The sequence below is a fragment of the Stenotrophomonas sp. genome (assembly GCF_031995405.1).
GTDB lineage: Bacteria > Pseudomonadota > Gammaproteobacteria > Xanthomonadales > Xanthomonadaceae > Stenotrophomonas.
Map to the genome: position 1 here is coordinate 1 of NZ_DAMAGC010000001.1, position 26,269 is coordinate 26,269.

At 68.0% G+C, this 26,269-nt stretch carries 26 protein-coding genes; 14 read left to right on the forward strand and 12 right to left on the reverse strand.

The window, feature by feature from the left end; all coding sequences use genetic code 11:
• The 7 genes from RTO53_RS00005 to proC all read left to right on the forward strand — a co-directional run.
• Positions 1 to 1,410 (forward strand): TonB-dependent receptor (locus tag RTO53_RS00005; RefSeq protein ID WP_312235860.1); only part of this gene is annotated, 1,410 nt, incomplete at its 5' end.
• 22 nt (positions 1,411 to 1,432) lie between these two features.
• Positions 1,433 to 2,968 carry an amino acid permease gene (locus RTO53_RS00010; protein WP_312235861.1) on the forward strand — a complete coding sequence of 512 codons (1,536 nt, stop codon included), beginning with the start codon at positions 1,433 to 1,435 and terminating at the stop codon, positions 2,966 to 2,968.
• The gene (locus RTO53_RS00015) at positions 2,965 to 4,404 is read left to right on the forward strand and encodes an amidase family protein (protein ID WP_312235862.1); all 1,440 of its coding nucleotides are present in this window, start codon (positions 2,965 to 2,967) and stop codon (positions 4,402 to 4,404) included. The genes RTO53_RS00010 and RTO53_RS00015 overlap by 4 nt, the downstream gene beginning before the upstream one ends.
• Positions 4,404 to 5,033, forward strand: coding sequence for an FMN-binding negative transcriptional regulator (locus tag RTO53_RS00020; protein WP_312235863.1), 630 nt, complete (start codon positions 4,404 to 4,406; stop codon positions 5,031 to 5,033). Before RTO53_RS00015 ends, RTO53_RS00020 begins: the two co-directional genes overlap by 1 nt.
• Positions 5,030 to 6,022: an alpha/beta hydrolase gene (locus RTO53_RS00025; protein ID WP_312235864.1), complete on the forward strand. Its 993-nt coding sequence runs from the start codon at positions 5,030 to 5,032 to the stop codon at positions 6,020 to 6,022. Before RTO53_RS00020 ends, RTO53_RS00025 begins: the two co-directional genes overlap by 4 nt.
• A complete protein-coding gene (locus tag RTO53_RS00030; protein WP_312235865.1) occupies positions 6,019 to 8,019 on the forward strand; it encodes a S9 family peptidase in 2,001 nt (666 codons plus the stop codon). Before RTO53_RS00025 ends, RTO53_RS00030 begins: the two co-directional genes overlap by 4 nt.
• Positions 8,016 to 8,837, forward strand: coding sequence for a pyrroline-5-carboxylate reductase (gene proC, locus RTO53_RS00035; RefSeq protein WP_312235866.1), 822 nt, complete (start codon positions 8,016 to 8,018; stop codon positions 8,835 to 8,837). Before RTO53_RS00030 ends, proC begins: the two co-directional genes overlap by 4 nt.
• Positions 8,838 to 8,843: 6 nt before the next feature.
• Here the strand turns inward: proC and RTO53_RS00040 are convergent, their stop codons facing one another.
• The 3 genes from RTO53_RS00040 to RTO53_RS00050 form a co-directional block, all read right to left on the reverse strand.
• Entirely contained in the window at positions 8,844 to 9,845 is a 1,002-nt protein-coding gene (locus RTO53_RS00040; RefSeq protein ID WP_312235867.1) for an aldo/keto reductase, read from the reverse strand.
• Between the two features lie 50 nt (positions 9,846 to 9,895).
• The gene (locus RTO53_RS00045; protein ID WP_312235868.1) at positions 9,896 to 10,900 is read right to left on the reverse strand and encodes a TIGR03571 family LLM class oxidoreductase; all 1,005 of its coding nucleotides are present in this window, start codon (positions 10,898 to 10,900) and stop codon (positions 9,896 to 9,898) included.
• A gap of 117 nt (positions 10,901 to 11,017) precedes the next feature.
• The gene (locus RTO53_RS00050; RefSeq protein WP_312235869.1) at positions 11,018 to 12,526 is read right to left on the reverse strand and encodes a YifB family Mg chelatase-like AAA ATPase; all 1,509 of its coding nucleotides are present in this window, start codon (positions 12,524 to 12,526) and stop codon (positions 11,018 to 11,020) included.
• A 235-nt stretch (positions 12,527 to 12,761) separates the two neighbouring features.
• Here RTO53_RS00050 and RTO53_RS00055 point away from each other — a divergent pair, with 235 nt between their 5' ends.
• Positions 12,762 to 13,502, forward strand: coding sequence for a hypothetical protein (locus RTO53_RS00055; RefSeq protein WP_312235870.1), 741 nt, complete (start codon positions 12,762 to 12,764; stop codon positions 13,500 to 13,502).
• A 181-nt stretch (positions 13,503 to 13,683) separates the two neighbouring features.
• Positions 13,684 to 14,523 (forward strand): sugar-phosphatase, encoded by an 840-nt coding sequence (gene yidA / locus RTO53_RS00060; protein WP_312235871.1) that lies wholly within the window; start codon positions 13,684 to 13,686, stop codon positions 14,521 to 14,523.
• Positions 14,524 to 14,530: 7 nt separating this feature from the next.
• Here the strand turns inward: yidA and RTO53_RS00065 are convergent, their stop codons facing one another.
• Positions 14,531 to 14,914 carry a hypothetical protein gene (locus RTO53_RS00065; protein WP_312235872.1) on the reverse strand — a complete coding sequence of 128 codons (384 nt, stop codon included), beginning with the start codon at positions 14,912 to 14,914 and terminating at the stop codon, positions 14,531 to 14,533.
• Positions 14,915 to 14,984: 70 nt separating this feature from the next.
• Positions 14,985 to 15,263, reverse strand: a complete 279-nt coding sequence (locus RTO53_RS00070) for an accessory factor UbiK family protein (protein WP_312235873.1) — start codon at positions 15,261 to 15,263, stop codon at positions 14,985 to 14,987.
• A 124-nt stretch (positions 15,264 to 15,387) separates the two neighbouring features.
• Here RTO53_RS00070 and RTO53_RS00075 point away from each other — a divergent pair, with 124 nt between their 5' ends.
• Positions 15,388 to 15,726 carry a P-II family nitrogen regulator gene (locus RTO53_RS00075; protein ID WP_038685739.1) on the forward strand — a complete coding sequence of 113 codons (339 nt, stop codon included), beginning with the start codon at positions 15,388 to 15,390 and terminating at the stop codon, positions 15,724 to 15,726.
• Positions 15,727 to 15,746: 20 nt separating this feature from the next.
• Here RTO53_RS00075 and RTO53_RS00080 read toward each other — a convergent pair whose 3' ends face one another.
• Positions 15,747 to 16,400: an RIO1 family regulatory kinase/ATPase gene (locus RTO53_RS00080; RefSeq protein ID WP_312235874.1), complete on the reverse strand. Its 654-nt coding sequence runs from the start codon at positions 16,398 to 16,400 to the stop codon at positions 15,747 to 15,749.
• A 495-nt stretch (positions 16,401 to 16,895) separates the two neighbouring features.
• Between RTO53_RS00080 and RTO53_RS00085 the strand changes: the two genes are divergently transcribed.
• The gene (locus tag RTO53_RS00085) at positions 16,896 to 17,801 is read left to right on the forward strand and encodes an aspartyl/asparaginyl beta-hydroxylase domain-containing protein (RefSeq protein ID WP_312235875.1); all 906 of its coding nucleotides are present in this window, start codon (positions 16,896 to 16,898) and stop codon (positions 17,799 to 17,801) included.
• Positions 17,802 to 17,996: 195 nt separating this feature from the next.
• On the opposite strand, the gene speE is transcribed toward RTO53_RS00085, so the two are convergent.
• Positions 17,997 to 18,851 carry a polyamine aminopropyltransferase gene (speE, locus tag RTO53_RS00090; protein WP_312235876.1) on the reverse strand — a complete coding sequence of 285 codons (855 nt, stop codon included), beginning with the start codon at positions 18,849 to 18,851 and terminating at the stop codon, positions 17,997 to 17,999.
• Positions 18,852 to 19,042: 191 nt separating this feature from the next.
• On the opposite strand from speE, the gene speA reads away from it, so the two are divergent.
• Positions 19,043 to 20,932, forward strand: a complete 1,890-nt coding sequence (gene speA, locus RTO53_RS00095; protein WP_312235877.1) for an arginine decarboxylase — start codon at positions 19,043 to 19,045, stop codon at positions 20,930 to 20,932.
• A gap of 187 nt (positions 20,933 to 21,119) precedes the next feature.
• Positions 21,120 to 21,443: a DUF6122 family protein gene (locus RTO53_RS00100; RefSeq protein ID WP_312235878.1), complete on the forward strand. Its 324-nt coding sequence runs from the start codon at positions 21,120 to 21,122 to the stop codon at positions 21,441 to 21,443.
• An 86-nt stretch (positions 21,444 to 21,529) separates the two neighbouring features.
• Here RTO53_RS00100 and RTO53_RS00105 read toward each other — a convergent pair whose 3' ends face one another.
• Genes RTO53_RS00105 through RTO53_RS00115 form a run of 3 tightly spaced genes read right to left on the reverse strand, consistent with a single transcriptional unit; the run spans position 21,530 to position 23,756 of the window.
• Positions 21,530 to 22,855 (reverse strand): HAMP domain-containing sensor histidine kinase, encoded by a 1,326-nt coding sequence (locus tag RTO53_RS00105; RefSeq protein ID WP_312235879.1) that lies wholly within the window; start codon positions 22,853 to 22,855, stop codon positions 21,530 to 21,532.
• Positions 22,852 to 23,514 (reverse strand): response regulator transcription factor, encoded by a 663-nt coding sequence (locus RTO53_RS00110; RefSeq protein WP_312235880.1) that lies wholly within the window; start codon positions 23,512 to 23,514, stop codon positions 22,852 to 22,854. Before RTO53_RS00110 ends, RTO53_RS00105 begins: the two co-directional genes overlap by 4 nt.
• On the reverse strand, positions 23,514 to 23,756 hold the full coding sequence (locus tag RTO53_RS00115) for a PepSY domain-containing protein (protein WP_312235946.1): 243 nt from the start codon (positions 23,754 to 23,756) through the stop codon (positions 23,514 to 23,516). The genes RTO53_RS00110 and RTO53_RS00115 overlap by 1 nt, the downstream gene beginning before the upstream one ends.
• 178 nt (positions 23,757 to 23,934) lie before the next feature.
• On the opposite strand from RTO53_RS00115, the gene RTO53_RS00120 reads away from it, so the two are divergent.
• Positions 23,935 to 24,369 carry a PepSY domain-containing protein gene (locus tag RTO53_RS00120; protein ID WP_312235881.1) on the forward strand — a complete coding sequence of 145 codons (435 nt, stop codon included), beginning with the start codon at positions 23,935 to 23,937 and terminating at the stop codon, positions 24,367 to 24,369.
• Between the two features lie 76 nt (positions 24,370 to 24,445).
• On the opposite strand, the gene RTO53_RS00125 is transcribed toward RTO53_RS00120, so the two are convergent.
• Both RTO53_RS00125 and RTO53_RS00130 read right to left on the reverse strand, forming a co-directional pair.
• Positions 24,446 to 24,952, reverse strand: a complete 507-nt coding sequence (locus RTO53_RS00125; protein ID WP_312235882.1) for a hypothetical protein — start codon at positions 24,950 to 24,952, stop codon at positions 24,446 to 24,448.
• A 105-nt stretch (positions 24,953 to 25,057) separates the two neighbouring features.
• Positions 25,058 to 26,269, reverse strand: coding sequence for an FAD-dependent oxidoreductase (locus tag RTO53_RS00130; RefSeq protein ID WP_312235883.1), 1,212 nt, complete (start codon positions 26,267 to 26,269; stop codon positions 25,058 to 25,060).

Consider the following 26,269-nt stretch of genomic DNA (forward strand, 5'->3'; position numbering starts at 1 on the left):
ATCGTTGGCCTGGGTGACCTGGAGCGCAAGACCGCGCTGCCCGAATTCACCAACACCAAGGTGGCCGTGCACAGCCTGCGCCTGGACCAGGACCTGGGCTTTGCCGACCTCACCGCGTTGCTGTCCTACCAGAAGAAGCAGCAGGACTGGCGCTTCGACTACACCCCGGTGCGTGGCGCCTACAACGCCGATCTCGGCCTGGACCTGACCGCACCGCTGTACATCGCCTCCGGTGGCGAGAGCCATGGCAAGAGCATCGAACTGCGCCTGTCGTCCAAGCCGGGTGGCCGCATCGACTGGCTGGTGGGCGGCATGTATTTCGATTCGGACAAGCGCCTGTACGAGAAGCTCGGCGCGCAGGGCGCGGCCGCTGCCTTCGACCGCTCGCCGCTGTATGGCCCGGGCAGCGGTGCGGTAATTGCGCCGGACGGGGAGATTTTCAACGCGTTCGGCACGCAGTTGAGTGGCTCGGAGGCGGCGCTGTTCGGTGAAGCCAGCCTGCACTTCAACCAACAGTGGAAGCTGACCGTGGGTGGTCGCCTGTTCCGCAACAAGGTGCGCACGACCACGACGCAGGAAGGTTTCTCGACCTATCCGGGCGCGCCCATCGTGTCCACCCAGCAGACCGAGGAAGACGGGTTCAATCCCAAGGTGTCGCTGACCTGGCAGGCGAGCGATGATGTGATGGTGTATGGCCTGGTGTCGGAGGGCTTCCGCTTCGGCGAGCCGAACACGGCCGGCCTGAGTACCTACCCGGTGCCGTCGGGCTCGAAGAGTGACAGTCTGATCAACTACGAGCTGGGCACGCGCACCCGCTGGGCCGGTGGCCGCCTGCTGCTGGACGCCACGCTGTTCTACGTGGACTGGAAGGACATCCAGCTGCGACTGCAGACGCCGGACTTCTTCAACTACGCCAGCAACGGCGGCAAGGCCTACAGCCGTGGCGTCGAGCTCTCCGCGACCTGGCGCCCGGTGGACGCGTTCGACTGGCAGGCCTCGGCAACGTGGCAGCACGCGCGGCTGGATGAAGACCTGCTGATTCTCTATTACGGCACCGCGCCGGCCGGTTCGCAGCTGCCGGGCTCGGCCGACTGGACGGTGAGCAACCTGCTCACCTACCACTTCGACGCGCGCTTCGATCCCACGCTGTCGCTGTCCCACCAGTACGTGGGCGGTGGTATCAGCGATCTGAACTCGGCCGTTCCGGGCGTAACGCCGAACCGGCAGGGCAACTACAACCTGTTCGACCTGCGCTACCGGATGACCTTCGGTACCACGGACGTAACCCTGTTCGGCAGCAACCTCACCGACAAGCGCGGCATCACCCGCAGCGTGACTGAAACCAACGGCGTCGGCGAAGGCCTGGTGCGGCCGCGTACCTACGGCGTCACCGTGCATTGGCGTTACTGACACCATGGACGGGAGGGTTCGGGTGGACGAACGTTCGATCGGACGCTGGCAGCTTGCGGCCCGTCGCAAGACGCTGGAGTCGGTGGTGGCCGATGGCGAGCGCGCCGGCCTGCACCGTCGGCTCGGCGCGGGCAGCCTGCTGGTGCTGGGGGTGGCCAATATCCTGGGGGCGGGCATCTACGTGGTGACCGGGACGGCGGCGGCCAGTTTCGCCGGCCCGGCGGTGCTGCTGGCGTTCGTGCTGGCGGCGCTGGCCTGTGGATTCACCGGGTTGTGCTACGCCGAGCTGGCCTCGGTGATTCCGGTGTCCGGCTCGGCGTACTCGTACTGCTATGTCACCCTGGGCGAAGGCGCGGCATGGGCGCTGGCCTGGATGGTGATCCTGGAATACCTGCTGGCCGCCGCCGCGGTGGCGGCGGGGTTCTCCGGCTATCTGACCAGCCTGCTCGGCGATCTGCACGTGCAGGTCCCCATGGCCCTGGCCACCTCCAGCGTGATTGCCAGCCAGCTGGGCGGGCACACGCAGTTGTCGTTCAGTGGTGGCGCTAATGTGGTAGCCGCGCTGGCCGTGCTGGCGGCTGCGGCGGTGCAGATCGCCGGGGTAGGGCGCTCGGCGTTCGCCAACCTGGTGCTGGTGCTGATCAAGATCGCGGTGCTGCTGGCCTTCATCGGGGTCGGCGCGCAGTTCATCGACACCGCCAACTGGCATCCGTTCCTGCCGGTCAATGAAGGCGGGTTCGCCTACGGCTGGCCCGGGGTGATGCGCGCGGCGGCGATGCTGTTCTTTGCCTATCTCGGCTTCGAGACGGTGTCGATGGCAGCGGCCGAAGCACGCAATCCGCGTCGGGATGTGCCGGTGGGCATTCTGGGCTCGCTGGTGGTGTGCACGGTGCTGTACATCGCCGCCGGTGCGGTACTGACCGGGTTGGTGCCGTTCCGCGAACTCGGCGTGCCCGATCCGGTCGCGCTGGCGGTGGACCGCATCGGCTGGCCGGGCTTTGCGGTGCTGATCAAGGTGGGGGCGCTGACCGGGTTGGGCTCGGTGCTGCTGGCCAACGCGTATGGGGCATCGCGGATCAGCCTGAGCATTGCCCGCGATGGGCTGCTGCCGGCCTTTTTCACCCGCGTGCATCCGCGCCTGGGTACACCGTGGCTGGCCAGCGTGGTGTTCGGCACGGCCAGCGCGCTGCTGGCTGCGTTGCTGCCGATCGGCATCCTCGGCGACCTGATCTGCCTGGGCATCGCCTCGGCCTTCATCGTGGTGTGCATCGCGGTGATGTGGCTGCGCTCGACCCGCCCGGACCTGCGCGGTGGCTTCCGCGTGCCGTTGGGCGGGGTGTGGATCGGGCGCACCTGGATCGGCGTGGTGCCGGTGCTGGGCATCGTGATGTGCCTGGCGATGATGGCCCCGGTCCTGGGTGACATGGCCGCGCAGGTGCGCCGTGGCGACACGTTGCCGGCCACCATTCTGCTGGTCTACGTATTGACCGGCGCCTTCCTCTATCTCGGTTACGGCCAGCGCCGCGCGCGCCGGCATGTGCAGGACGCCAACGCATGACGCTTGATGATTTTCCCCTGACCCACGCGCTGCAGCTGGGTCGGCTGGACGCGCTCGACCAGCACGCGTTGGTGCGCCGTGGCGAACTCTCGCCCGCCGAACTTGCCGCTGCCGGCATCGTCCGCGCCCGCCATCTGGACCCGGCGCTGGGTGCGCTCAGCCATGCGGATTTCGATGCGGCGCTGATGCGTGCCGCGCAGGTGGATCGCAATGCGCCGATGGCCGGTGTGCCGTGGCTTCCGAAGGATTCGCTGCGCTATCCGGGCATGCCCACGCGGGGCGGCTCGCGCTCGCGCAGCGGCGTGGCGGCTACCGATGCCTCGCCGTTCGTGCAGCGCTTCGATGCGGCCGGCCTGGTAGCCATCGGCAAGAGCTGCATGCCGGAGTTCGGCTTGATGGGCTCGACCGAACCGCTGCTGGGCCCGGTCACACGCAATCCCTGGGTGCCCGCGCACTCGCCGGGCGGTTCCAGCGGCGGTGCCGGTGCGGCGCTGGCGGCGGGTATCGTGCCGCTGGCACATGGCAGTGATGGCGCCGGTTCGATCCGGATTCCGGCCTCGGCCTGCGGGGTGGTCGGATTGAAACCCGGCCGTGGCACCACCGTGGCGGTGCGTGGACGGCACGCGATCGAAGACCTGATCGTGGCCGACAGCCTGATGTCGCGCAGCGTGCGCGATACCGCCTGGGCGTTCGCCGCCGCGCATCCGCTGGGCGGCCTGGATCTGGATGCAGTGGCACGACCGCCCGCACGCCTGCGGATCGGCGTGGTGAGCGGCGCGCTGCCCGGGCTTGCACCCGATCCGGCGGTGGCCGCGGTGCTCGCCGACGTGGTCGAGCTGTGCACGTCGCTGGGCCACCAGGTGCAGGCCACCGACTATCCGCTGCCGGGCGAAGCGGTGTGGCAGGCGCTGTACACGCTGTGGTCGCGGCTTGGACAGGACGCGGTGGAACTGGCTGTCGCGCAGGGGGGCGAGGACTTCGCTGCGCTGGCGCTGGAGCCGTGGACGCACGGGCTGGCGCGCTACCACCGCACCCACTGCGATGTGGTCGCGCTGGAGCAGGCGTACGCGGTGCTGGCGGCACTGCCAGGGGCGTTCAATCGCTTCCACCAGCGTTTCGATGTGCTGCTGACGCCCACGCTGCGCACGCCACCGCCATTGCTGGGCGAACTGGCGCCGGACCGCGATTTCGACGCGCTGATGCCGGCGGTGTTCGAGTGGATCAGCTACACGCCGTTGCAGAACCTGGCCGGCACGCCGGCGATCTCACTGCCGCTGGGCCAGGCCGGCGCCCTGCCGATCGGCGTGCAGTTTGCCGCCGACCGCGGGCAGGAGCCGCTGCTGCTGCAGCTGGCGGCCGAACTTGAACAGGCCGCGCCCTGGCGCGACCGCTGGCCGATGGTTTCCGTGGCCACCGCATTGAAGGAGATGGACTGATGGGACACGCCCGCGACAGCCGCTACGCCGCACGCAGCCAGGATGACGTACTGCGCCTGCTTGCCGCCCAACCCTTCGCCTGGCTGGTGTCGGCCGGTGGCGACGATGCCGCTTCCACGCCCTTGCCGCTGCGCGCCGAATGCGATGCCAACGGCCAGCTGGTCGCCTTGCGCGGGCATCTGGCGCGGCGCAACCCGCACGTGGCGCGGCTGCAGCGCGACGGTCGTGCGCAGGCGCTGGTGATGGGGCCGCATGCCTATGTGTCGCCCAGCTGGCTGGACGACCGTACCCAGGCGCCGAGCTGGAACTATGCCGCCGCCGTGTTCGACCTGGACGTGGCGGTCAGCGAGGAGGCGCAGGACGTCCGCGCCGAGTTGGATGCGCTGGTCAGCCAGATGGAAGCCGGCCGCGCGCGCGCCTGGGCGCTGGACGAGATGGGCGAACGCTATGCGCGGCTGGCCACCGGAGTGAGTTCGCTGCGCGGGGTGGTGCGCGAGGTGCGCGCCACCTTCAAGCTGGGCCAGGACGAGGCGCCGTTCGATTTCGCGCAGTTGTTGCTGGGCCTGCAGGCCGATGGCGAACATGCGCTGGTGGACTGGATGCGCGATTTCGCCGGGGAGCGCGCATGAGCCGCAGCCTGGATGCGCTGGACCCGCAGATTCGCGGCTTCATCGAGAGCGTCTGCCGCGAAGGCGCGCGCCTGCGTGGCGGACGCGAACTGGGGTGGCCCGAGCGCCGGGTGATCGCTGCACAGGCCCGCGAGCCCTGGCGCACCGGCGGGCCGCAGATGCGCGAGGTCATCGATGTGCGGCTGGCCTCCGCGCATGGGCCGTTTGGCGTGCGCGTGTTGTTTCCGCAGGAGGTGGCCGCCACGCCCTCGCCCACGCTGGTGTATCTGCACGGTGGCGGCTGGTGCCTGTTCGGGCTGGATACGCACGACCGCCTGCTGCGCGAATATGCCGCCGCTGCCCGCATGCCGGTAGTGGCGATCGACTACAGCCTGGCACCCGAGCATCCGTACCCGGCGGCACTGGACCAGGCGCTGATCGCGCTGGATTGGTTGCGCAGCCACGGCGCGGGCATCGGGATCGATCCCGATCGGCTGGCGCTGGGCGGCGACTCGGCCGGTGCGAATCTCGCCGTCGCCACTACGCTGCGCCTGCGCGAGCGCGATGAGCACACTCGGGTGCGGGCGCTGGTGCTCAACTACGGCGCATGGACGCCGACGCTGTCCGACACCGCGCGGCAGACCCTGGGTGGGCCGGACGACATGCTCAGCGGCGCAGAGATGGATGAGTTCTGGACCGCCTATCTCGGGCCGGACGCCGCACACGCAACCGATGCGCTGATGGCGCCGCTGCACGCGCCGCTGCACGCGCTGCCGCCGGCGCTGCTGCTGTGGGGCGATCGCGATGTGCTGGCCGAGCAGAATGCTGCGATGGCGCAGCGTCTGGCCGAGGCCGGTGTGCAGACGCGCGCGCGGGTGTATGCGGGCGCGCCGCACAGCTTCATCGAAGCGATGGCCGTCTCCGACACGGCGCGCGATGCCATCGCCCGCGGCGCAGAATGGGTGCGCCAGCATCTGCTGCTGCCCACCCTGCAAGGACATCCCGCATGACGCCGACGCTGCATCGGACGCTCGCCGCCTTCCTGTGCCTCGCCGCCTGGCTGCCGGCCCTGGCCGCCGCGAAAGGGACACCACTGGCGCCGACCCCGGCCCAGATCATGGCGCTGCACACGGTTGCCGACCCGCAGATCGACCGCGATGGCGCGTGGATTGCCTACACGGTGGGCACGCCGCAGGCCGAGGGCAAGCCGCCGCGCAGCCGGATCTGGCGGGTCGCGGCAAGCGGCAAGGCGCCCGCGCACGAACTGATCGCCCCCGACGCTGTGAGCGACGAGCATCCGCGCTGGAGTGCCGACGGGCATCTGGATTTCATCTCGAACCGGCCGCTGCCGCCCGCCGACGCACATCCCGGCCTGGCCGATACGCAGGTGTGGCGCATCGATGCGCGCGGCGACACGGCCACACCGATCACCCGCGCCAGTGGTGCGGTGAGCGCCTTCGAGGTATCGCGCGACGGCACCCGGGTGGCCTACCTGGCGGCGGACGCGGACGATGCCGCCACTGTCGCCGCCCGCGCCGCCAAGGACGATGCGACGGTGGTCGAGCGCCCCACAGCGTTCACCCGGGTGTGGCTGCGCGACCTGCGCAGCGGCGACACCCGCGCACTGACCGCACCCGGCCTGCAGGTCCACGACCTGGCCTGGTCACCGGATGGGCGCACGCTTGCGCTGCGGGTGTCCGATGGCACCACCCTCAACGACTACTGGTACCGCTCACGCGTGGTGCGGGTCGATGCCGCCACCGGCACGCTGGGGCAGGTGCTGGAACCGCGCGCTTCGGCCCATCCGCTGCAGTGGTCGCCCGATGGCAGCCGCCTGCTTTACGGGCATCTGGGCGAGCACGGCATGGTCGCCGACGTGACCGTGCACGAGATCGCCACGGGCAAGCGCGTGGTGCTTGGCGCGGACTGGAAAGGCACGTTGTGGCTGGCGCGCTGGCAGGATGATCGCCACCTGCTCGGCCTGGGCCAACGCGGCGTGCGCGGCGCGTTCCTGCGCCTGGATGCGGCGACGGGGCACTGGCGGGAAATGGCGCGCCCGCAGATTCCGTACGCCGCGTTCACCACCACCGTCAGCGGCCGCAGCGCATACATCGGCATCGGCGATGCGCAGCCGGCGGAGGTGTGGGTGCAGAACGGCGACACGTTGGCCGTACGCACCGATCACCATCCGGAGGTGGCCGGCTGGGCGCATGGACAGGTGCGCGAGCTGGCCTGGACATCCTCGCGCGACGGCCTGCCCATCACCGGCCTGCTGGTCACTCCGCCGGGCTGGAAACGGGGCACGCCGCTGCCCACCCTCGTGCAGGGGCATGGCGGCCCGGCGTGGGCGTGGTGGTCGGGCTGGCTGGGCTCGTGGCACGACTGGGCACAGCTGCTGGCCACGCACGGCTACGCCGTGTTCCTGCCCAACCCGCGTGGCTCCGAAGGCGCCGGCCATGCGTTCACCGAGATGGCGCGCAACGATTGGGGCGGCGGCGATTTCCAGGACATCCTGGATGGCGTGGACATGCTGGAAAAGGACGGCGTGGTCGACCCGCAACGGCTGGCCATCGGCGGCTGGAGCTACGGCGGCTACATGGCCGCGTGGGCAGTCACCCACAGCGACCGCTTCAAGACCGCGATCGTTGGCGCCGGCGTGATCGACATCGGCGCGATGGCGCTGACCACCGATACCCCCGACTACCTGCCCGGTTACTTCGGCGACCCGCTGGCCAACCGCGCCGCCTATGACGCGCACTCGCCGATCCGCTACGCCGACCGGGTCAAGGTGCCGGTGCTGATCCTGCACGGCGAGCAGGACCGGCGCGTGCCGCTCTCGCAGGGGCAGATGTTCCATAGCGCGCTGCGTTTCAACGGCACGCCGGTGGAGATGGTGACCTATCCGCGCGGGCCGCACTGGTTCTTTGAAACCGCGCATGGGCGCGATGTGCAGCAACGCGTGCTGGACTGGCTGGATACGCAGCTGGGCGCGGAGCGGCCGCAGTGACTGCCGCCGTGGAGATCGCCTTCATCGGTGGCGGGCACATGGCGCGCTGCCTGATCGAGGGTTTGCTTGCGCAGGGGCGTGCGCCGTTGCAGATCGCAGTCGCCGATCCCGTACCGGGCATCCGTCAGTCGCTGGCGGAGGATCTGGGCGTGCGCGTCTTCGAGCACGGCGGAGAAGCTGCGGCGGTCGCACCGTTGTGGGTGCTGGCGGTGAAGCCGCAGGTGGCGTGCGCGGTCTGCGAAGCGCTGGCTGGGGTGGCCGCGCAGGTGCGCCCGCTGGTCGTCTCCATCATGGCCGGCATCACCCACGCACAGCTGCAGCAGTGGCTGGGCATCGATACGCTCGTGCGCAGCATGCCCAACCAACCGGCCGCGATCGGCGCGGGCATCACCGGGCTGCATGCGGCAGCAGCGCTCGGCGACGAACAGCGCGCGCAGACCGAAGCGGTGTTCATCGGTGCAGGCGCCACCGTGTGGCTGGAGCACGAGTCGCAGATGGACACCGTCACCGCCGTGGCCGGGAGTGGCCCGGCGTATCTGTATCTGCTTGCCGAAGCGCTGGAGCAGGCCGCCTGCGCGCGTGATCTTTCGCCCGCGGTCGCCCGCGCCCTGGTGGTGCAGACGTTGCTGGGGGCCGCGCGCATGCTGCAGGTGTCCGCGGAGGCTCCTGCGCAGCTGCGGCAGCGCGTAACCTCGCCGGGAGGCACGACGCAGGCGGCGATCGAGGCGCTTGAAGCGGGTGGATGGCACGGCTTGGTGGACGCGGCGGTGGAGGCCGCCAATGCACGTGGCAGGGCACTGGCGGTCCAGCCTGGCTGAGGCCCGTCAGCCTCCCTGCGGCAGCGGCGCGTCCTGTGCGATCAATCCCCGCTTGCGCAGTTCCTGCCAAAATCCGGCCGGAATCACCGCAGCGGCCAGCGCCAGGTTCTCGGCGATGCGGCTGGGCTGGCTCGCCCCGGGAATGACCGCCGCCACGGCCGGATGGGCCAGCGAGAACTGCAGTGCGGCCGCGCGGATGTCCACTTCGTATTCGGAACAGACCTGGCGCAGTGCTTCCACGCGGGCGAGGATGTCCGGCGTGGCCTGCTGGTACTCGTAATGTGCACCGCCGGCGAGGATGCCCGAGTTGTACGGCCCGCCCACGACGATCCCCAGCCCCCGCGCGGCGCTGGCCGGCATCAGCGTCCTGAGGGCGTCGGCATGGTCGAGCAGCGTGTAACGCCCGGCGATCAGGAAGCCGTCGGGATCGGACTGCTCCAGCGCCATCTCGCACGGCTCGACCCGGTTCACGCCCAGGCCCCAGGCCTTGATGACGCCTTCCTCGCGCAGGCGGGTCAGTGCCTTGGCGGCGCCGTTCATTGCAACGTCGAACACCTCACGCCAGGCCTCGCCGTGGAAATCCCTGGCCGGGTCGTGGATCCAGACGATATCCAGGCGATCGGTCTGCAACCGCTTCAGGCTGGCCTCGATCGCGCGCAGGGTACCGTCGGCGGTGTAGTCGTAGACGATCTTGTTGGGCAGCCCGTATTTAAACAGGCCGCCCTTCTCGCCGAGGTCGCGCTGGGTGGTGTCTTCCACCTCGTCCAGGATCAGGCGACCGACCTTGGTGCTCAGCGCATAGGCGTCGCGCGGATGCTGCGCCAGCGCCTGCCCGAGGCGGATCTCGGCCAGGCCGGCGCCGTACATGGGCGCGGCATCGAAGTAGCGGATGCCCTGCTGCCAGGCGGCTTCTACGGTATCCAGCGCTTCCTCGGTGGGGATGTTGCGGTACATGTTGCCCAGCGGGGCGGTGCCAAACCCCATCGGGGTGGGAACGGAAATGCGCATGTGGGATCTCGATAGGGGGGAAAGAGGGAAAGACGCGCTGGCGCGCTGGATTACGCTGCTGTCGGCGACGCGCTCGGTGCGTCGACTGCTTGGCAGGTTGCAGCCGGGGTATGGAAGATCGGCAGCACGACCTCGGCGATTTCGTGCAGCGTCTCCTCGAGCGGGCGCTGGTTGCGGCGCAGGTGCAGGCCGATGTGATCGACGCCGGCGGCACGCATCGCCTGCAGCTCGGCGATCAGCGCGTGGCGACCACCACTGAAACCGAACCGCCAGCGCTGCATCGGCGCATCCGGACGCGCGTCCAGCTCCAGATGGATGAAGCTGGCGTAGGGCTTGTTCCCGGCGACGGCACGCCATGCGGCGACGCGCTGCGCGTGGGTTTCCGGCGTGCCGGGAAACGCCAGGCTCCCGTCCATGTGCTGGCCGATCCACGCGGGCGTCTGCTGGGCCAGGCCGGCCACCAGCAGCGGCAGCGATGATGCCTGTCGGGGCAGCAGATCAAGCGACTCGGGCAGGCGCGCACGCGCGTGGTCGCGCAGCATCACGACCTGATCGCGGAAGTTGCTGCCGCGGTTGGCAAAGTCGCGTCCGAAAAGCGGGTATTCCACCGGCCGGTCACCGCTGGCCACGCCGAGCAGAAGACGGTTGCCACTGAGCTGCTGCACGGTCGCGGCCGCCTTGAGGGTGAGCAGCGGTTCGCGGATCGGCAGGACCACCGCGGCGGTGCCAAGCAGGATGTCGCGGGTGGTCCCGGCGAGATAGCCGAGATAGGCGAACACCTCGAACACCTGCGCCGCATCGCCGAAGGACGGGTCGTAGACCGGCACGTCGCGGATCCACAGCGCACGGAAGCCCAGCCGGTCCACCAGGCGGGCGAGCTCGGCATGCCGTTGCATGTCCGGCTCGCCGGGAAGGCGGCCGCTATTGCGGCGTGCCACCTCGCCGCCGGGTGTCCAGTCATTGTCCAGCGGCGCTTCCAGGCCGATGCTGAAGCCACCGGCGGTAAGGCGGGCAAGGGCAGGGGGCGTGTCGAGGTGCAAGGGCGCGATGCTCAAAGGGAAATCCAGTCGGGGGAGACGGCGGCAGGTGCCGGTCTTACGGCAGGCGCACAGTCTGTTCCGTGGACTCATGCGGAGTAATGGGCCCATCCACAAATTTCCTTTGCCGCTGGATCAACAATGGAGCCCAGTCCCCCTATCCAATTGGCGATAGCCGATCGCCTCGGCCACATGGGAGGTGGCGATGTCTGCCTGTCCATCCAGATCGGCCACGGTGCGGGCGACGCGCAGGATGCGGTGCATCGAGCGGGCTGACAGCTGCAGGCGTTCGACCGCCTCTTCCAGCAGCGCCCTGTCGCTTCTGGACAGACGGCAGTGCTGCGCAAGCTCGGCCGGAAGCAGCTGCGCATTCGGTTTCCCGCTGCGGGCCAGCTGCACCCTGCGCGCGGCAACCACGCGCGCACGCACGGCCTTGCTGTCCTCGCCGTGCGGTTGCTCATCGCGCAGTTCATGAGGGTCCAGTCGTGGCACCTCCACGTGCAGGTCGATGCGGTCCAGCAGCGGGCCGGAGACGCGGCTGCGATAGCGCTGGATGCTGTCCGCCGCACAGCGGCAACGTCCGCTTCTGTCGCCGGCCCAACCGCAGGGGCACGGATTCATGGCCGCAACCAACTGGAAGCGTGCCGGGAATACCTCGGTGCGCGATGCCCTTGCGACGACGACCTGCCCGCTTTCAAGCGGTTCACGCAGGACCTCCAGCGTGTGTCGGCTCCACTCGGGCAGTTCGTCCAGGAACAGCACGCCGTTGTGGGCCAGCGATATTTCTCCGGGGCGCGGGTAGGTGCCGCCCCCCACCAGTGACGCAGCGCTGGCGGTGTGGTGAGGCGACCGGTAGGGCCGCTGCCGCCAACGCGCGGCGTCGATGCCATGCCCACTGCAGGCGCTCACGGTGGCCGTCTCCAGCGCTTCGGCATCGGTGGCATCAGGCAGGATGCCGGGCAGCCGCGACGCCAACAGGGTCTTGCCGCAGCCAGGCGTGCCGATCAGCAGCAGATGGTGGCCACCGGCTGCGGCCACTTCCAATGCGCGCCTGGCCAGCGGCTGGCCGCGTACATCGCGCAGGTCCGCCATCGGCGAACCGGCAATGTCCACCGGCATGGCGCGCGGGAGCTCGCGTTCGCCCAACCCGGCGCACACTTCCAGCAGGGTACGCGCCACGCGCACGTCGGCATGCCCGGCCAGCCCGGCTTCGGCTGCGTTCTCCGGCGGCACGATCAGCGTGCGGTCCAGGCGTGCAGCGGCCAGCGCGGCGGGCAGCACGCCGTTGACCCCTCGCAGTTCACCGGTGAGGGCCAGCTCACCCAGGAACTCATAGCGCGACAACACCTGCGCATCGATCTGCCCGCTGGCGGCGAGGATGCCCAGTGCGATGGCGAGATCGAAACGGCCACCTTCCTTGGGCAGGTCAGCCGGCGCCAGGTTGATGGTGATGCGCCGCTGCGGGAACTCGAACTGCGAGCAGACGATGGCCGCGCGCACCCGGTCGCGCGATTCGCGCACGGCGGTTTCCGGCAGGCCCACCATCTGCGTGTGCGGCAGCCCGCCGGAGAGCAGCACTTCGATACGGACCGCGGGCGCGTTGACGCCGGCGCGGGCACGGCTGTGGACGAGCGCCAGGCTCATGCGGTTTCCAAGGTGACTGATGGAGCTGCCAATGATGGGCGCTGATCTCATCGGGGTATGTAGGTGTAACCCGTCCCTGCCGTGGGTGCTCCACCTCCATCGATCACCAGCAGATGCCGCGCGCTCTGAGCGCTCAAGGTGTCAACTCCTCCCAACTTTCTTTCTATGGTGGTAGGTTTGCCGGCAATCGACAGGCAGGATCGCCTGGTGAATGTTTGCCACAGGGGAAAAAACCATGAAACGCGTTGTAGCCACCGCTGTCGTCTGCCTGATGCTGGCAGCCTGCTCGAATCCGAAGAACACCGAAGTTCCGCAGGATCCCGCCCAGTTGGAATCCATCAAGCCGGCCTTGGACAAGCTCACACCTGAAGAGCGCGCCTTGGCAACTGGCTACATCGTGCGACACACGGTTGGTGCCAAAATGGCCGGGATGTTCGGCGGAAAGGAAGGGCCGGGTATTCCGCAGGGAATGACCTTGGGCAAGGCGATCGAAGAACAGGGCAAGTTCCTGGCGGACCGAAAGGCGGAAGAGTCGCGTCAGGCCGCTCTGAAGGCGCAGTTGGAAGCGCAGCGTGAGGCCGCCATCAAGCCCATGCGCGAGGCCGTCACCGTAACGCTGTTGTCCAAATCCATCGAGGAAGAACGCGGCATGAGTGGCATGTTGCTCGATGAGAACCTGCATGTGGTGTTCGGTTACAAGAACAACACCACCAAGGACATCTCAGGCGTCAAAGGATACGTCTCCGCGCGCGATCTTTTCGGCGATGAGCTCTCTGGATTTGCCATCTCCAACGACACGTCAATCCCGGCTGGCCAGAGCGTTACCTGGGCCGGCAGCCGTTCGGTAAAGTTCTCCATCGGCGATAATAAGGACCGCAAGCTGGCGGAGCTGGACGATAGCAAGTACAAGGTTGTCTGGGAGCCGCAGGTGATCGTGTTTGCTGATGGCACCAAATTGGAGCTGCCGAAGGAATAGTTCGATGGGTCGAGCCGCCAACAATGCGGCGGTTCGATTGTGCACGGGCTGATACCTGACACCGCTCTCCGACCCAATGGTGGAGGAGACGACCGATAGGCGACTTGCGGGCCCTCCGGGTTGTTTCGACTCGGCTACCGCTAGACTGGACGCCCCACGCGCACGCCCTCTGCTCAACGCCATGGATATTCAACACCCCCACGCTCCGGTCGAACTCATCGCCATCGACATGGACGGCACCCTGCTCAACCCCGCGCACAAGCTCACGCCTCGGGTGAAGCAGGCCATCGCCGATGCACGCGCGCGCGGGGTGCAGGTCGTGCTGGCCAGCGGTCGCCCGGTGTCGGGGCTGGCACCGTTCCTGGACGAGCTGGGCATCGATGGCGATCAGGAATTCTGCATCGCCTGCAATGGCGCGGTGGTGGAGAACCTCGGTACCGGCCAGCGCGTGGTCGAGTATCCGCTGAGCTTTGACGACTTCCTGTTCTGCGAGCGTGTCGCGCGCGAACTGGGCGTCCATTTCCAGGCGCTGGATGGTCGGCGCATGTACACGCCCAACCAGGACATCAGCATCTATACCGTGTCCGACTCGCATCTGTCGCACGTGCCGCTGTCCTACCGGCGGGTGGAGGACATGGACCCGGCCATGCAGTTCATCAAGCTGATGATGATCGACGCGCCGGAGCTGCTGGATGCGGCCATCCAGCGCCTGCCGTTCGAGCTGACCGAGCGTTTCGCGGTGCTCAAGAGCGCGCCATTCTTCCTGGAGGTGTTCGACCACCGTGCGGGCAAGGGGCCGAGCCTGCAGAAACTGGCCGAGCACCTGGGCGTGGATGCGGCCAATGTGATGGCGCTGGGCGACCAGGAAAACGACCTGAGCATGCTGCAGTTCGCCGGCACCAGCGTGGCGATGGGCAATGCGATCGAGGCGGTGAAGCAGACCGCGCGCTTTGAAACCGCGACCAATGCAGAGGACGGCGTGGCGTTGGCGATTGAACGGTTCGTGCTACGGGACGCCTAGGGGCGCTCTATCCGATTGCGCGGGTGAGGCGACGCTTCGCGCGCGACAAGGGCAATGCCAACATCAACGCGAACGCGAGCAGGCTTGGCAGGGTGAAGACCCACATGTAACCGCCGCCGAGGTTGGTACCGACGGCGAGCAGGCCGTACCCGCCCAGCTCCAGCGCGGCAATGGACGTCGTGTTGTACGCGAGCACCGGCACGCAGGCGATGAACGGGACGGGCAGCACGCCGTGGCCAGCGACAATCAGCGTCGGCGCGAGCAGTCCAGCCAGCACGGAGAAGATGACGCGGTACACGCTGCGGCCAAGCGCACCGTCGATCCGGATGAAGCGCATCAGGCACAGGGCGACGATCACTGCCACGAGGCTGATACCGGCGATCGCCAGCATATGGGCATCATGTTGACGCATTGGACATCCTTTTCGCCCCACGGGGGAGAGGCCGGCAGCTACCGACCTGTCAGGTCTGCGGTACTGCCGGCTCGCCAGGCGTGTTGTTCCCGCGTGCTTCCAGCTCGGCCACCACCTTCTCCAACGCCTCCAGCTTCTCGCGGGTCTTGAGCAGCACCGCGCGCTGCACGTCGAACTCCTCGCGCGTCACCAGGTCCAGCTTGCCCAGGCCAGCCTGCAAGGCGGTCTTGAAGGTGGCCTGCAGTTCTTCGCGTGACTGGCGCAGGCCCGGCGGAACCATGTCGCTCAGGCGGCGGGCCAGGTCATCCAGGTGGTTGAGGTCGATCATGCTGTGCTCCGCGGGGTATACGCTAAGGATAATCCCCGGCGCGGCTGCCGGCACGGGCCGGGTGCATCGCGTTCACCGGCCGACAGGCGTTATCCTCGCTCGCGCGATTACAGGAGCCAAGCAGATGAAGATGGTCATGGCGGTGCTCAAGCCGTTCAAGCTCGACGACGTGCGCGAAGCACTGGCCGAGCGCGGCGTCACCGGGATCACGGTGACCGAGGTCAAGGGCTTCGGGCGGCAGAAGGGTCATACCGAGCTGTATCGGGGGGCCGAATACGTGGTCGACTTCCTGCCCAAGGTGAAGATCGAAGTGGCCGTTACCGATGGCCAGGTCGAGGAAGTGGTGGAAGCCATCGTCAAGGCCGCCGGTACCGGCAAGATTGGCGACGGCAAGGTGTTTGTGTACGACCTGGGCAGCGTGGTGCGCATCCGCACCGGTGAACTGGACGCCGACGCGCTGTAGGCGCGCCGGCGTGGCCACGCTCAGGCGTGGCCCTTGAACCAGCGGTAGAAGCGCTTCCAGCCCACGCGCACGGCCGCCACCCAGCGCGGGTCGGCCACCTGCGCGGCCTCCGATGCGCTGGGGCGCTCGCCGGTCAGGCGCTGGCGCATCTTGAGCAGGTTCTTCATGTCGCTGCGGCGCAGCTGGCGCGAGACCGGGTGCACCGGCAGCCAGCGCGGGCTGCGCCAGGCCGAGGTGAAGTCCACCAGCACCGGCACCCCGCCGCTGACCATCACGTTGGTGCCGTGCAGGTCGTTGTGGGTGATGCCGGCCGCATGCAGGCGAGTGAGCGCGTACTGCAGCTGTTCGAACACCTCCACGCCAACCGACTGGGCCGCGCTGAGGGTCTGGCCGGGAATGAATTCCATGCCCAGGGCGAGCCCGCCGATGGTGCCGAGCAGTGCAGGCGCGTGCTTCCAGCCGCTCAGGCGCTCCAGGATGCGCGCTTCGCGGCGGACCAGCAGGCGCGCGAGCGGCGACAGCGGGGTGCCGCGGTAACGGGTGTAATCCTTGACCACCGCCGGCTGGCCGTTGAGGCAGGTGCGGTAGACATCGGGTTCAAGCAGGCGTTCGCCGCGCTTGAGCAGCTCGGCGGGGGCGGTGTCATCGACACACGGGGCAACGATAGTGTTCATAGGGGTCTGTGCGACCCGGCGGTCGGCGCAATGCGTCAGGCGTACCGGTGCTGCTGATAGGTGATTACTAAGATTTCGTTAATTTTAGTACTCGCCGGTACACCAATCCAGAGTTTGTCGGAGAAATGTCGTAACCGGCCGTGGAACAGTTCGTCACAAATAATCGGACAATCCTGTCTCACTCGATATGATTTCGTAGAGAATCAGGCGGTTGCGTAGCCTTTCCAGGGGCGGTGGCCCTTGCGGAGCGGCGGTCCCATCATCGGACGGCCCCCGGTCGGTACCGGTCACCATCGCCCCTGGACGCCATTCGGCAATGAACATGACCGGATGCGCGCTTGACCCCGGCGCGGGCGCTGCCGACCATACGCTGTTGATCGCGACATCGGCGGCCGCCCCCTTCGGCACGTCCCCGCCCCCTGCCGCCCTACCGATGCCGGTCCGTGCCGTGCATCGCCCCCACCACTCGGGTCCGGCGCTGCCGGAGGAAGACTGATGACCAAGATCGTGCTGGCAGTGCTGTTCATCGCCTGCGTGCTGTACATCCATTACCGCGGCAAGGTGCGCGCGCGCTGGTCGCGCCAGTTGCTGGACCACTCCAGCTTCATGGCCCCGATCAACGTGATCATGTACGCCTTCTCCAAGGTGCCGACCACGCCGTTCCTGGACCCGGGCAAGGAATTCCCGCAGCTGGAGCCGCTGCGCCAGAACTGGCAGATGATCCGCGACGAGGCCCTGGCCCTGCGCGATGCGGACAAGATCGCCGCGTCCAGCACGTTCAACGATGCCGGCTTCAACTCGTTCTTCCGCCGCGGCTGGAAGCGCTTCTACCTGAAGTGGTACGGCCCCTCGCACCCGTCGGCCAAGGCACTGTGCCCGCAGACCACCGCGCTGCTGGAGTCGTTGCCGGACGTGCGCGCGGCGATGTTCGCCCAGTTGCCCTCGGGCAGCGAGCTGCGCCCGCACCGCGATCCGTTCGCCGGTTCGCTGCGCCTGCACCTGGGCCTGGCCACGCCGAACGATGATGCCTGCTACATCGAAGTGGACGGCATCCGGAAGAGTTGGCGCGATGGCCAGTGGATGATGTTCGATGAGACCTATATCCACCATGCGCACAACGAGACCCCGGACGACCGGGTGATCCTGTTCTGCGACATCGCCCGCCCGCTGCGCTTTGGCCTGCCGAGCCTGTTCAACCGCGCGGTGGCGTCCACGCTGCTGGCTGGCGGCGCCTCGCCGAACCTGCCGGGCGATCCCACCGGTGGGGTCAACAAGGCCTTCGGCAGCGTCTACAAGGTGCGGTTGAAGGCCAAGGCGCTGCGCGAGCGCAGCGTGGTGGCCTATCAGGTGATCAAGTGGGGCCTGGTGCTGGCGGTGATCGCGGGTATCTGGGCGCTGTGAGCCGGGGTACATGAGGTTGCCGGCCAGCGGCCGGCACTACCGGAACAAAGAAAACCCGCGCTGTTGCCAGCGCGGGTTTTTCTTGGCTGCAAGGTGGCGCCGAGCCTTGCTCGGCTGCGGCGCTCGCGATGCACCTTGCGCAAGGCAGCCGAGCATGGCTCGGCTCTACCTGGTACGCGCCGTACGGTTACCCGCTCAGCCCTTCAGGGCTGCCGCCACGAACGGCGGGGTCACCAGCACGCCGGTGTGCAGGGCGGCGGTGTAGTACAGGGTGTCGAAGGACTTGGCGGCCGAATCGGCCTGGCGGAAGTCGAAGCTGCTCTCGCCCTTGCGGGCCAGGGTCACGCTCCACCAGCCGGTCGGGTAGCACGGCTGCGGGAACGGCAGGGTCTTGAACGCGCCGAAGCCGGCCTTGCCCATCTCGGTGCGCATTTCGTTGATCAGGTCCAGCTGCATCAGCGGCGATTCGGACTGCTGCACCAGGATGCCGTCGTCCTTGAGCGCCTTGAAGCAGCTCTCGTAGAACGCCTTGTTGAACAGGCCTTCGCCGGGGCCGACCGGGTCGGTCGAGTCGACGATCACCACGTCCACGCTGCCGGCCGGGCAGTTGGCCATGTAGGCCACGCCGTCATCGAACATCAGCTCGGCGCGCGGGTCGTCGTTGGACTCGCACAGTTCCGGGAAGTGCTTGCGCGCCATCACGGTGACCTGCTCGTCGATGTCGCACTGGGTGACGCTCTCCACGCCCGGGTGCTTGAGTACTTCGCGCAGGGTGCCGCAGTCGCCGCCACCGATGATCACCACGCGCTTGGGCGCGGCGTGGGTGAACAGCACCGGGTGGCTGATCATCTCGTGATAGAAGAAGTTGTCCTTGCTGGTCAGCATGATGGCGCCATCGATGGTCATCAGGTTGCCCCAGTCGGTGGTCGCGAAGATCTCGATCTTCTGGAACGGCGACTGCACTTCGTCGAGCTTGCCCTTCAGGCGGTAGCCGATGGCCGAGCCGGTGCGCTCGAAATGCTCGATGTACCAGTTGTTGTTGTCAGTCATGGAATAACGATCCTGTTCGGAGGGTGTTGGAGCCGGGCTGGCGGCGGTGCCGCGTGGCGCAAGCCACGTCCGGACGGGTTGGCCCGTTCAGGTTTCAAGCCTGAGCACGGGCGCGGGCGCGCATGATAACGGAGCTGTCGCCACATAGGCGTTATCATGCACCCCCTTTTTTACCAACCAGGCCCACTGCAATGACCGATTGGTCCCTCGACCAAGCCCGCAAGACCTACTCGATTCCGCATTGGGCGGATGGCTACTTCGACGTGGATCAGGCAGGACACATGGTGGTGAGACCGACTGGCCAGGACGGCCCGGTGGTGTCCTTGCCCAAGATCGTCGACGCCGCCCGCGCGGCGGGCGCCAAGCTGCCGCTGCTGGTGCGCTTCCCGGACATCCTGGGCCAGCGCCTGGGCAAGCTGCAGGCCGCGTTCGCGCAGGCGCAGACCGACTGGGAGTACCCGGGTGGCTACACCGCCGTGTATCCGATCAAGGTCAACCAGCATCGTGGCGTGGCCGGCACCCTGGCCAGCCACCACGGCGAAGGCTTCGGCCTGGAAGCAGGCAGCAAGCCGGAGCTGATGGCGGTGCTGGCGCTGTCGCGCCCGGGCGGGCTGATCGTCTGCAACGGTTACAAGGACCGCGAGTACATCCGCCTGGCCCTGATCGGGCGCAAGCTGGGCCTGCAGACCTTCATCGTCATCGAAAAGCCCTCCGAGCTGAAGCTGGTGCTGGAAGAATCCAAGGCGCTGGACGTCAAGCCGGGCCTGGGCGTACGCATGCGCCTGGCCTCGCTGGGCGCGGGCAAGTGGCAGAACAGCGGCGGCGACAAGGCCAAGTTCGGCCTGTCCCCGCGCCAGCTGCTGGACCTGTGGAAGTCGCTGCGCGACACCGAGTACGCCGACTGCCTGAGCCTGCTGCATTTCCACATGGGCTCGCAGATCTCCAACGTGCGCGACATCGCCAACGGCATGCGCGAGGCCACGCGTTACTTCGTGGAGCTGTCCCAGCTGGGCGCGAAGATCACCCACGTCGATGTGGGCGGTGGCCTGGGCGTGGATTACGAAGGCACCCGTTCGCGCAGCTTCTGCTCGATCAACTACGGGCTGGCCTCCTACGCCAGCAACATCGTGCAGCCGCTGGCCAACGCCTGCGAGGAACACGGCCTGACCCCGCCGCGCATCGTCACCGAGTGCGGCCGCGCGATGACCGCCCACCACGCGGTGCTGATCGCCAACGTGTCCGAGGTGGAGCAGGCCCAGGAAGGCCGCGTGCCGGACCAGCATGACGACGAGCCGGCGGCGATCCGCCACCTGCGCGAGATCCATGCCGAGCTGGACGAGCGCCCGGCGGTGGAGCTGTTCCAGGAAGCGCAGCACTTCCATGCCGAAGGCCTGTCCAGCTACGCGCTGGGCCAGATCGACCTGCCGCAGCGTGCGCGCATCGATGACCTGTTCTACGCCATCGCCCACGCCGTGCGTGCGCGCCTGAGCTATGACGAGAAGAGCCATCGCCCGGCGCTGGATGAATTGAACGAGCGGCTGGTGGACAAGTATTTCGTCAACTTCAGCGTGTTCGAATCGATCCCCGATGCCTGGGCGATCGACCAGGTGTTCCCGATCGTGCCGATCGAGCGCCTGAACGAGCAGCCAGAGCGTCGCGGCATCATCGCCGACATGACCTGCGACTCGGACGGCATGGTCAAGACCTATGTCGAGAACGAAAGCCTGGACAGCTCGCTGCCGCTGCATGCGCTCAACCACGGCGAGAGCTACCGGATCGGCTTCTTCATGGTCGGTGCGTACCAGGAGATCCTGGGCGACATCCACAACCTGTTTGGCGATACCGACGCAGTGGAAGTGCTGGCCGATGCCGATGGCTATGCCATCACCCAGCAGCGTCGCGGTGATACCACCGATGTGATGCTCGATTACGTGGGTTACAGCCTGGCCGATCTGCGCAAGAGCTACGCCGAGCGCGTGGCGGCGGCCGATCTGTCGCCGGCGCGCGCGCAGGAGTTGTCCGACGCGCTGGAAGCCGGGTTGACGGGGTACACGTACCTGTCCGACGAGCCGCTGGCGTGAGGGGCGGGCAGGTGACGGAAGCGACGGCGGCTGCCGTCGCCGAGGTTGCCTGCCGTGTTGCGAGGGATGTCCGCTGGAAAGGTGGGCATTCATCGCGGCCTGACGTGTTGTCGGACGTGGCATCCATTGCGTTGCCGGGCATGGCTCGGCACTACCGGTCGGTTGTGCTTCGGCGTTCCCTGTCGGCATGAGCGCGCGTGCGGTGTTCCATCTCGTGTTGCATGCGGCCGTGCCGGCGCTGCTGGCAGGGATGTTCTGGCGCAAGCGGTTCCTGTCGGCCTGGGGGTTGCTGCTGCTGGGCTGGGTGATCGATCTGGATCATCTGCTCGCCGACCCGATCTATGTCCCCAACCGCTGCAGCATCGGGTTCCATCCGCTGCATACCGCGCCGGCGATTGCCGTGTACGCGGGGCTGTGCGTGCCGAAGAAGACGCGGCTGTTCGGCATCGGGCTGATGGTGCACATCGCGCTGGATGCCATCGATTGCTGGTGGATGCACCACGCCCGGTAGAGCCGACCGTTGGTCGGCTGCCGTTGGCGAAAACCAGACACGCTGTGCGTGCCAGCCGACCAACGGTCGGCTCTACCGGTCGTTTGTCATCCTGCCGGCAACGTCAACGTCGCCCGCAGTCCCGGACCGGCATTGGCCAGCACCAGCGTGCCACCGTAGCTGTCGGCGATATCGGCCACGATCGCCAGCCCCAGCCCACTGCCTGCCGCGCGCTGGTCCAGCCGCACGCCACGTTCCAGCACGCGTTGCAGGTCCGCCTGGGGCAGCCCCGGGCCATCGTCCTCCACTTCGATCCGCAGCGTGCTGTCGATGTGCCGCAGGCGGATCGCCACGCGGTGCGCGGCCCACTTGCCGGCATTGTCGAGCAGGTTGCCCAGCATCTCCTCCAGATCCTCGCGGGCACCGGCAAACAGGCCGTGGGTGTCCGGGTCCTGTTCGAACACCAGGCCGCGTTCGTTGTGCACGCGCTGCATCAGCGTGCACAGCGCATCGATCACCGGTGCCACCACGGTGCGCTGCTGGCTGTCGGCACCGATGCCGGCGGCGAGGTAGCGGTCGATGCTGAGCTGCATGCGCGCGGTTTCGCTGCGCAGGGTCTGGCGCCAGTCGCTGCCATCGCCCTCGGCTTCGGTCACCAGCACGGTCAGCGGAGTCTTCAGCGCATGGGCCAGGTCTTCGGCACTGCGGCGCGCGCGCACCACCATGCGCTGGTGATGGTCGAGCAGGTCGTTTAGCTGCGCGGCCAGCGGTGCCACTTCCTTGACCAGTCCGCGCTGCGGAAAGCGCACGTCCTGGCCGTTGCGGACCTGGCCGGCGATGCGGCCCAGCTCGGCCAGCGGGCGCAGGCCGTAATGCACCTGGGTGACCAGGACGGCGAACCACAACGCGATGAGGATTGCCAAGGCGATCGCGGTGCACTGGCGGAACGCGCTGACCTGCGCGTCCAGGTCGCTGCGGTCGGAGGCCACCACCACGCGCAGCGGCGCGGGCACGCGCGGCAGCGTCACCTGCTGGGCCAGCGCACGCAGCGGTGCCTGCAGCGGGCCGGTGGTGTCGAAGGCCTGGGCCGGCCCGGTGCGCAGCGACGCCGGGGTGGGCAATGTTTCATCCCACAACGACCGCGATTGCCCCAGCGCCTGGCCGTGGGTGTCCTGCACCTGCCAGTAGGTACCGGAGAACACGCGCTGGTAGCGCTCGTCGAACAGCTCGCGGCGCAGCTGCAGGCGGCCTTGGGCATCGCTTTCGGCCAGCGCCAGCACCGCGATCAGTTCATTGCCCAGGCGCTGGTCCATCGCTGCACGTGCGGAGCGCTCGTACATCGCGCCCAGCCACCAGGTGGCCAGCGCCGACACCAGCACCAGCCCGACGCCACCGGCGAGCAGCAGGCGGGTGCGCAGCGAGCCGGTGTTCATGGCTGCGCCGACAGGCGGAAGCCCTGTCCGCGATGGGTGTGGATGAGGTCGCTGCCGAGCTTGCGGCGGATCCGGCCGATCAGTACGTCCAACGTGTTGGAGTCCGGATCGAAACCAGCCTCGTAGACGTGTTCGCCCAGCCGCGCGCGGCTGATCACGATGTTCGGGTGGTGCATGAAGTAGCTCAGGATCCGGTACTCCTGCGGGCTCAGGTGCAGCAGTTCGCCGTCCAGTTCCACGCGGCCGGCGTTGACGTCCAGCAGCAGCGGGCCGCACTGCAGGCGGGGACTGGCATGGCCGGCGCTGCGCCGGATCAGCGCGCGCAGGCGCAGCAGCAGTTCTTCGGGCTGGAAGGGCTTGGTCAGGTAATCGTCGGCACCGGCATCGAACCCGGCCAGCTTGTCGTGCCAGCGTGCGCGGGCGGTCAGCACCAGCACCGGAAAGTCGCGTCCGGCCTGGCGCCAACGCTCGATGATGCTGAGCCCGTCCAGGCCGGGCAGGCCCAGATCCACCACGGCGGCGGCGATGTCCTCGATCTGGCCCAGCGCCTCGGCGGCGCGGCCTTCGGCGCTGTGCAGCACTACATAGCCAGCCTCTTCGAGCAGGGTCTGCAGGCGGCTGGCGAGCAGCGCATCGTCTTCGGCGAGCAGGATCCGCATCAGTCTTCTTCTATCTTCAGCAGGCGCCCGGTGACTGCATCGTAATCCAGCTCCATCACCACGCCGTTGGCGCCGAGGATCTCGATCTCGTACTTGCCGTCATCCAGCTCCACCTCCACCAGCTTGCCGGGGTAACGGCGCAGCGCGTCGGCCACCACCTGCTGCAATGGCACCAGCCTGCCCTGCCGGACGGCCTGGCGCACGGCGTCCTGCTGGTGGCTGCCGCCATCGAGGACGCGCATGGGGTCCTGCGGGGCGAGCGCCAGCAGCACGGGCAACAACAGGGAAGCGGCGAAGGTCATGGCAACGGTATACGGGACGTGTCTAAACATTGTCTAACAGCCGGGCTCATGGTCCGCTTAAGCGCGCTTGCCAGACTGGCGGTGCCGGAATCGACCGGTGTCCTTCTGGAGTCTCCCGATGAACAAGCTGATCCTTGCCGCCGCCCTGGCCACTACGCTGGTATCCACCCCGGCCATGGCCGCCGAACTCACCGCCGCCGATGTACAGGCCAAGCTGCGCGCCGCCGGCTACACCCAGGTGCACGAACTGGAGCGCGATGACGGCCTGTGGGAAGCGGACGTGACCCGTGCCGATGGCACCTTCGAAGAGGTGATCGTGGACCCGGCCACGGGTGAGATCTTCGACCCGCGCGGCAGCCGCGCGCTGCTCGACGCCGGGCAGATCCTGGACTTGGCCGGGAAGGCCGGTTTCACCCGGATCGAGTCGTTCGAACGCGATGGCGCCACCTGGACACTGGAAGCCCGCAACGCACGCAACCAGCGCGTGGACGTGCGCATGAGCGGGCATGACGGCCGGGTGTTGTCGAGCAAGCGCGACGGCTGGTGGGACTAAGCCGCCGGTCACCCCTGCAGCGGATACGCGAACGGCCGGTTGCCCGGCCGTTTCGGCATGCCCGTGACGCGGGCGCTTACCAGCCGCCGCGCGGCGGGTAATCCCAGTAGCCCGGGCCCGGACCGTAGCCGTACCCGCCATACCCACCGTACGGACCATACAACCCCGGGCCCTTGCCTTCGCTGACCCGGATGTTGAGGTTCATGTTGTGGGTCTTGCCCTCATCGGTGGTGTAGTTCTTGTTGAGGTTCAGTTCGGCGGCGTTGTAGTGCGAATTGCCGCCCTCCTTGGAATAGCCGATGCCGGTGGTGACGCTGCCGTTGACCCGCAGCTTGTCGTCGGTGACGTTGGCAATGCCATTGCCCGCGCCGGGATCGCTCAGGCGGCGGCCGCTCTTGTCGCCGTAAAACGTGCCGGGCGGGTCGCCGCGCAGCGAGCCATCGCCGAGGTACTGCATCGGCGCGGACGGCACGGCCAGATTGAGATCGGTGGCCGACTGCGGCCCGGTCGCACCTGCCGCGGACTGGGCCAGGACAACGCCGGGGGCAAGCAGGCACAGCAGCAGCGATAGCGAGCGGATCATGGTGGGGCTCCGGAACGGGCGGGCAGCAGGCAGGCCGCCGACAGCGCTGACGCTAGCACCGGCTGCTTGAACGATGCCTGTCATGGCACCGGCTGCCCGGGAACTTTACTCCAGCCGTCCAAACCCGAACAGCGTGGCCAGCGGGTGCCGGCGGCGCTCGATCCGGGCGCGGAGCAGGCCGGCGCCGATCATCGAGTAGGTGATGCCGTTGCCGCCGTACGCCATGGCGAACAGGACCCGCGGCCCCCACTGCGGGTGCGCGCCGAAGAACGGCAGCCCGTCCTTGGTCTCGGCGAAGGTGCCGCCCCAGGAGAAGGCAGGCTGCAGTGGCAGGTGCGGGAACAGCTTGGCCACCTGTTTGAGCAGGGTGCCGGTCTTGGACGCGACGCGGCGGTCGCGCCGGGCCGGGATGTCGATCGCATCGTCCTCGCCGCCGACCAGCAACCGATGGTCGCCGGTGGCACGCAGGTACAGGTAGGGCCGTGCCGACTCCCAGACCATGGTCTGGGCCAGCGGGCCGAGCAGTTCGGGGTCGATCGGGTCGGTGATGAAGGCGTAGCTGCTTCGGTTGCGCGCGACCGATGGCTTGAGCCAGCGTTGGCTGGCGTAACCGGCGGCCATCACCACGTGCCTGCAGTGGATCTGCATGCCGTCGACGGTGCGCGCGGTGACGCCGCGGCTGGTGGGTGTGAGCGTATCCAGCACGGTGCGGTCGTACACCCCGCAGCCGCGCTTCTGCAGCCGCATCAGCAGCCGGTAGGCGAGCCGGTACGGGTCCACGCGCGCGGCCAGTCCGCTGAGAATCGCCCCCGGCGCGCGGATGCCGAATTCGTGCTCCACCGCGTCCTGTTCCAGCCAACGCACATCGAAGCCATGCTTCCTGCGCAGCAGGTATTCCTCGTGCAGCACCGCGTGGTGGCGCCGCTTGCTGGCGTAGTACAGGCTCTGCATGCGATGGCAGTCGACACCGGTGAACGCACCGGCCACCTCGCGCAGTGCCGGGATCGCATCGGCGCAGGCCTGGTAGGCCAGCACCGCCGCCTTTTCGCCGTACTGTTCGGCCAGGTCGACCATGTGGGTGTCGATCTCGTACTGCAGCAATGCGGTACTGGCCGCCGTGCTGCCCCAGCCGACATCGCGCTGCTCGATCACCGCCACGTCGTGGCCGTGCGCGCACAGCTCATCGGCGATCAGCGCACCGCTGATGCCGCCGCCGACCACCAGCACCTCGCACGTCAGGTCCTGCTCCAGCGGCGGGAAGGCGTGCATCAGCCCGTTACGGACCGCCCAGAAGGGGTACCCGCTCTTGAGATCCAT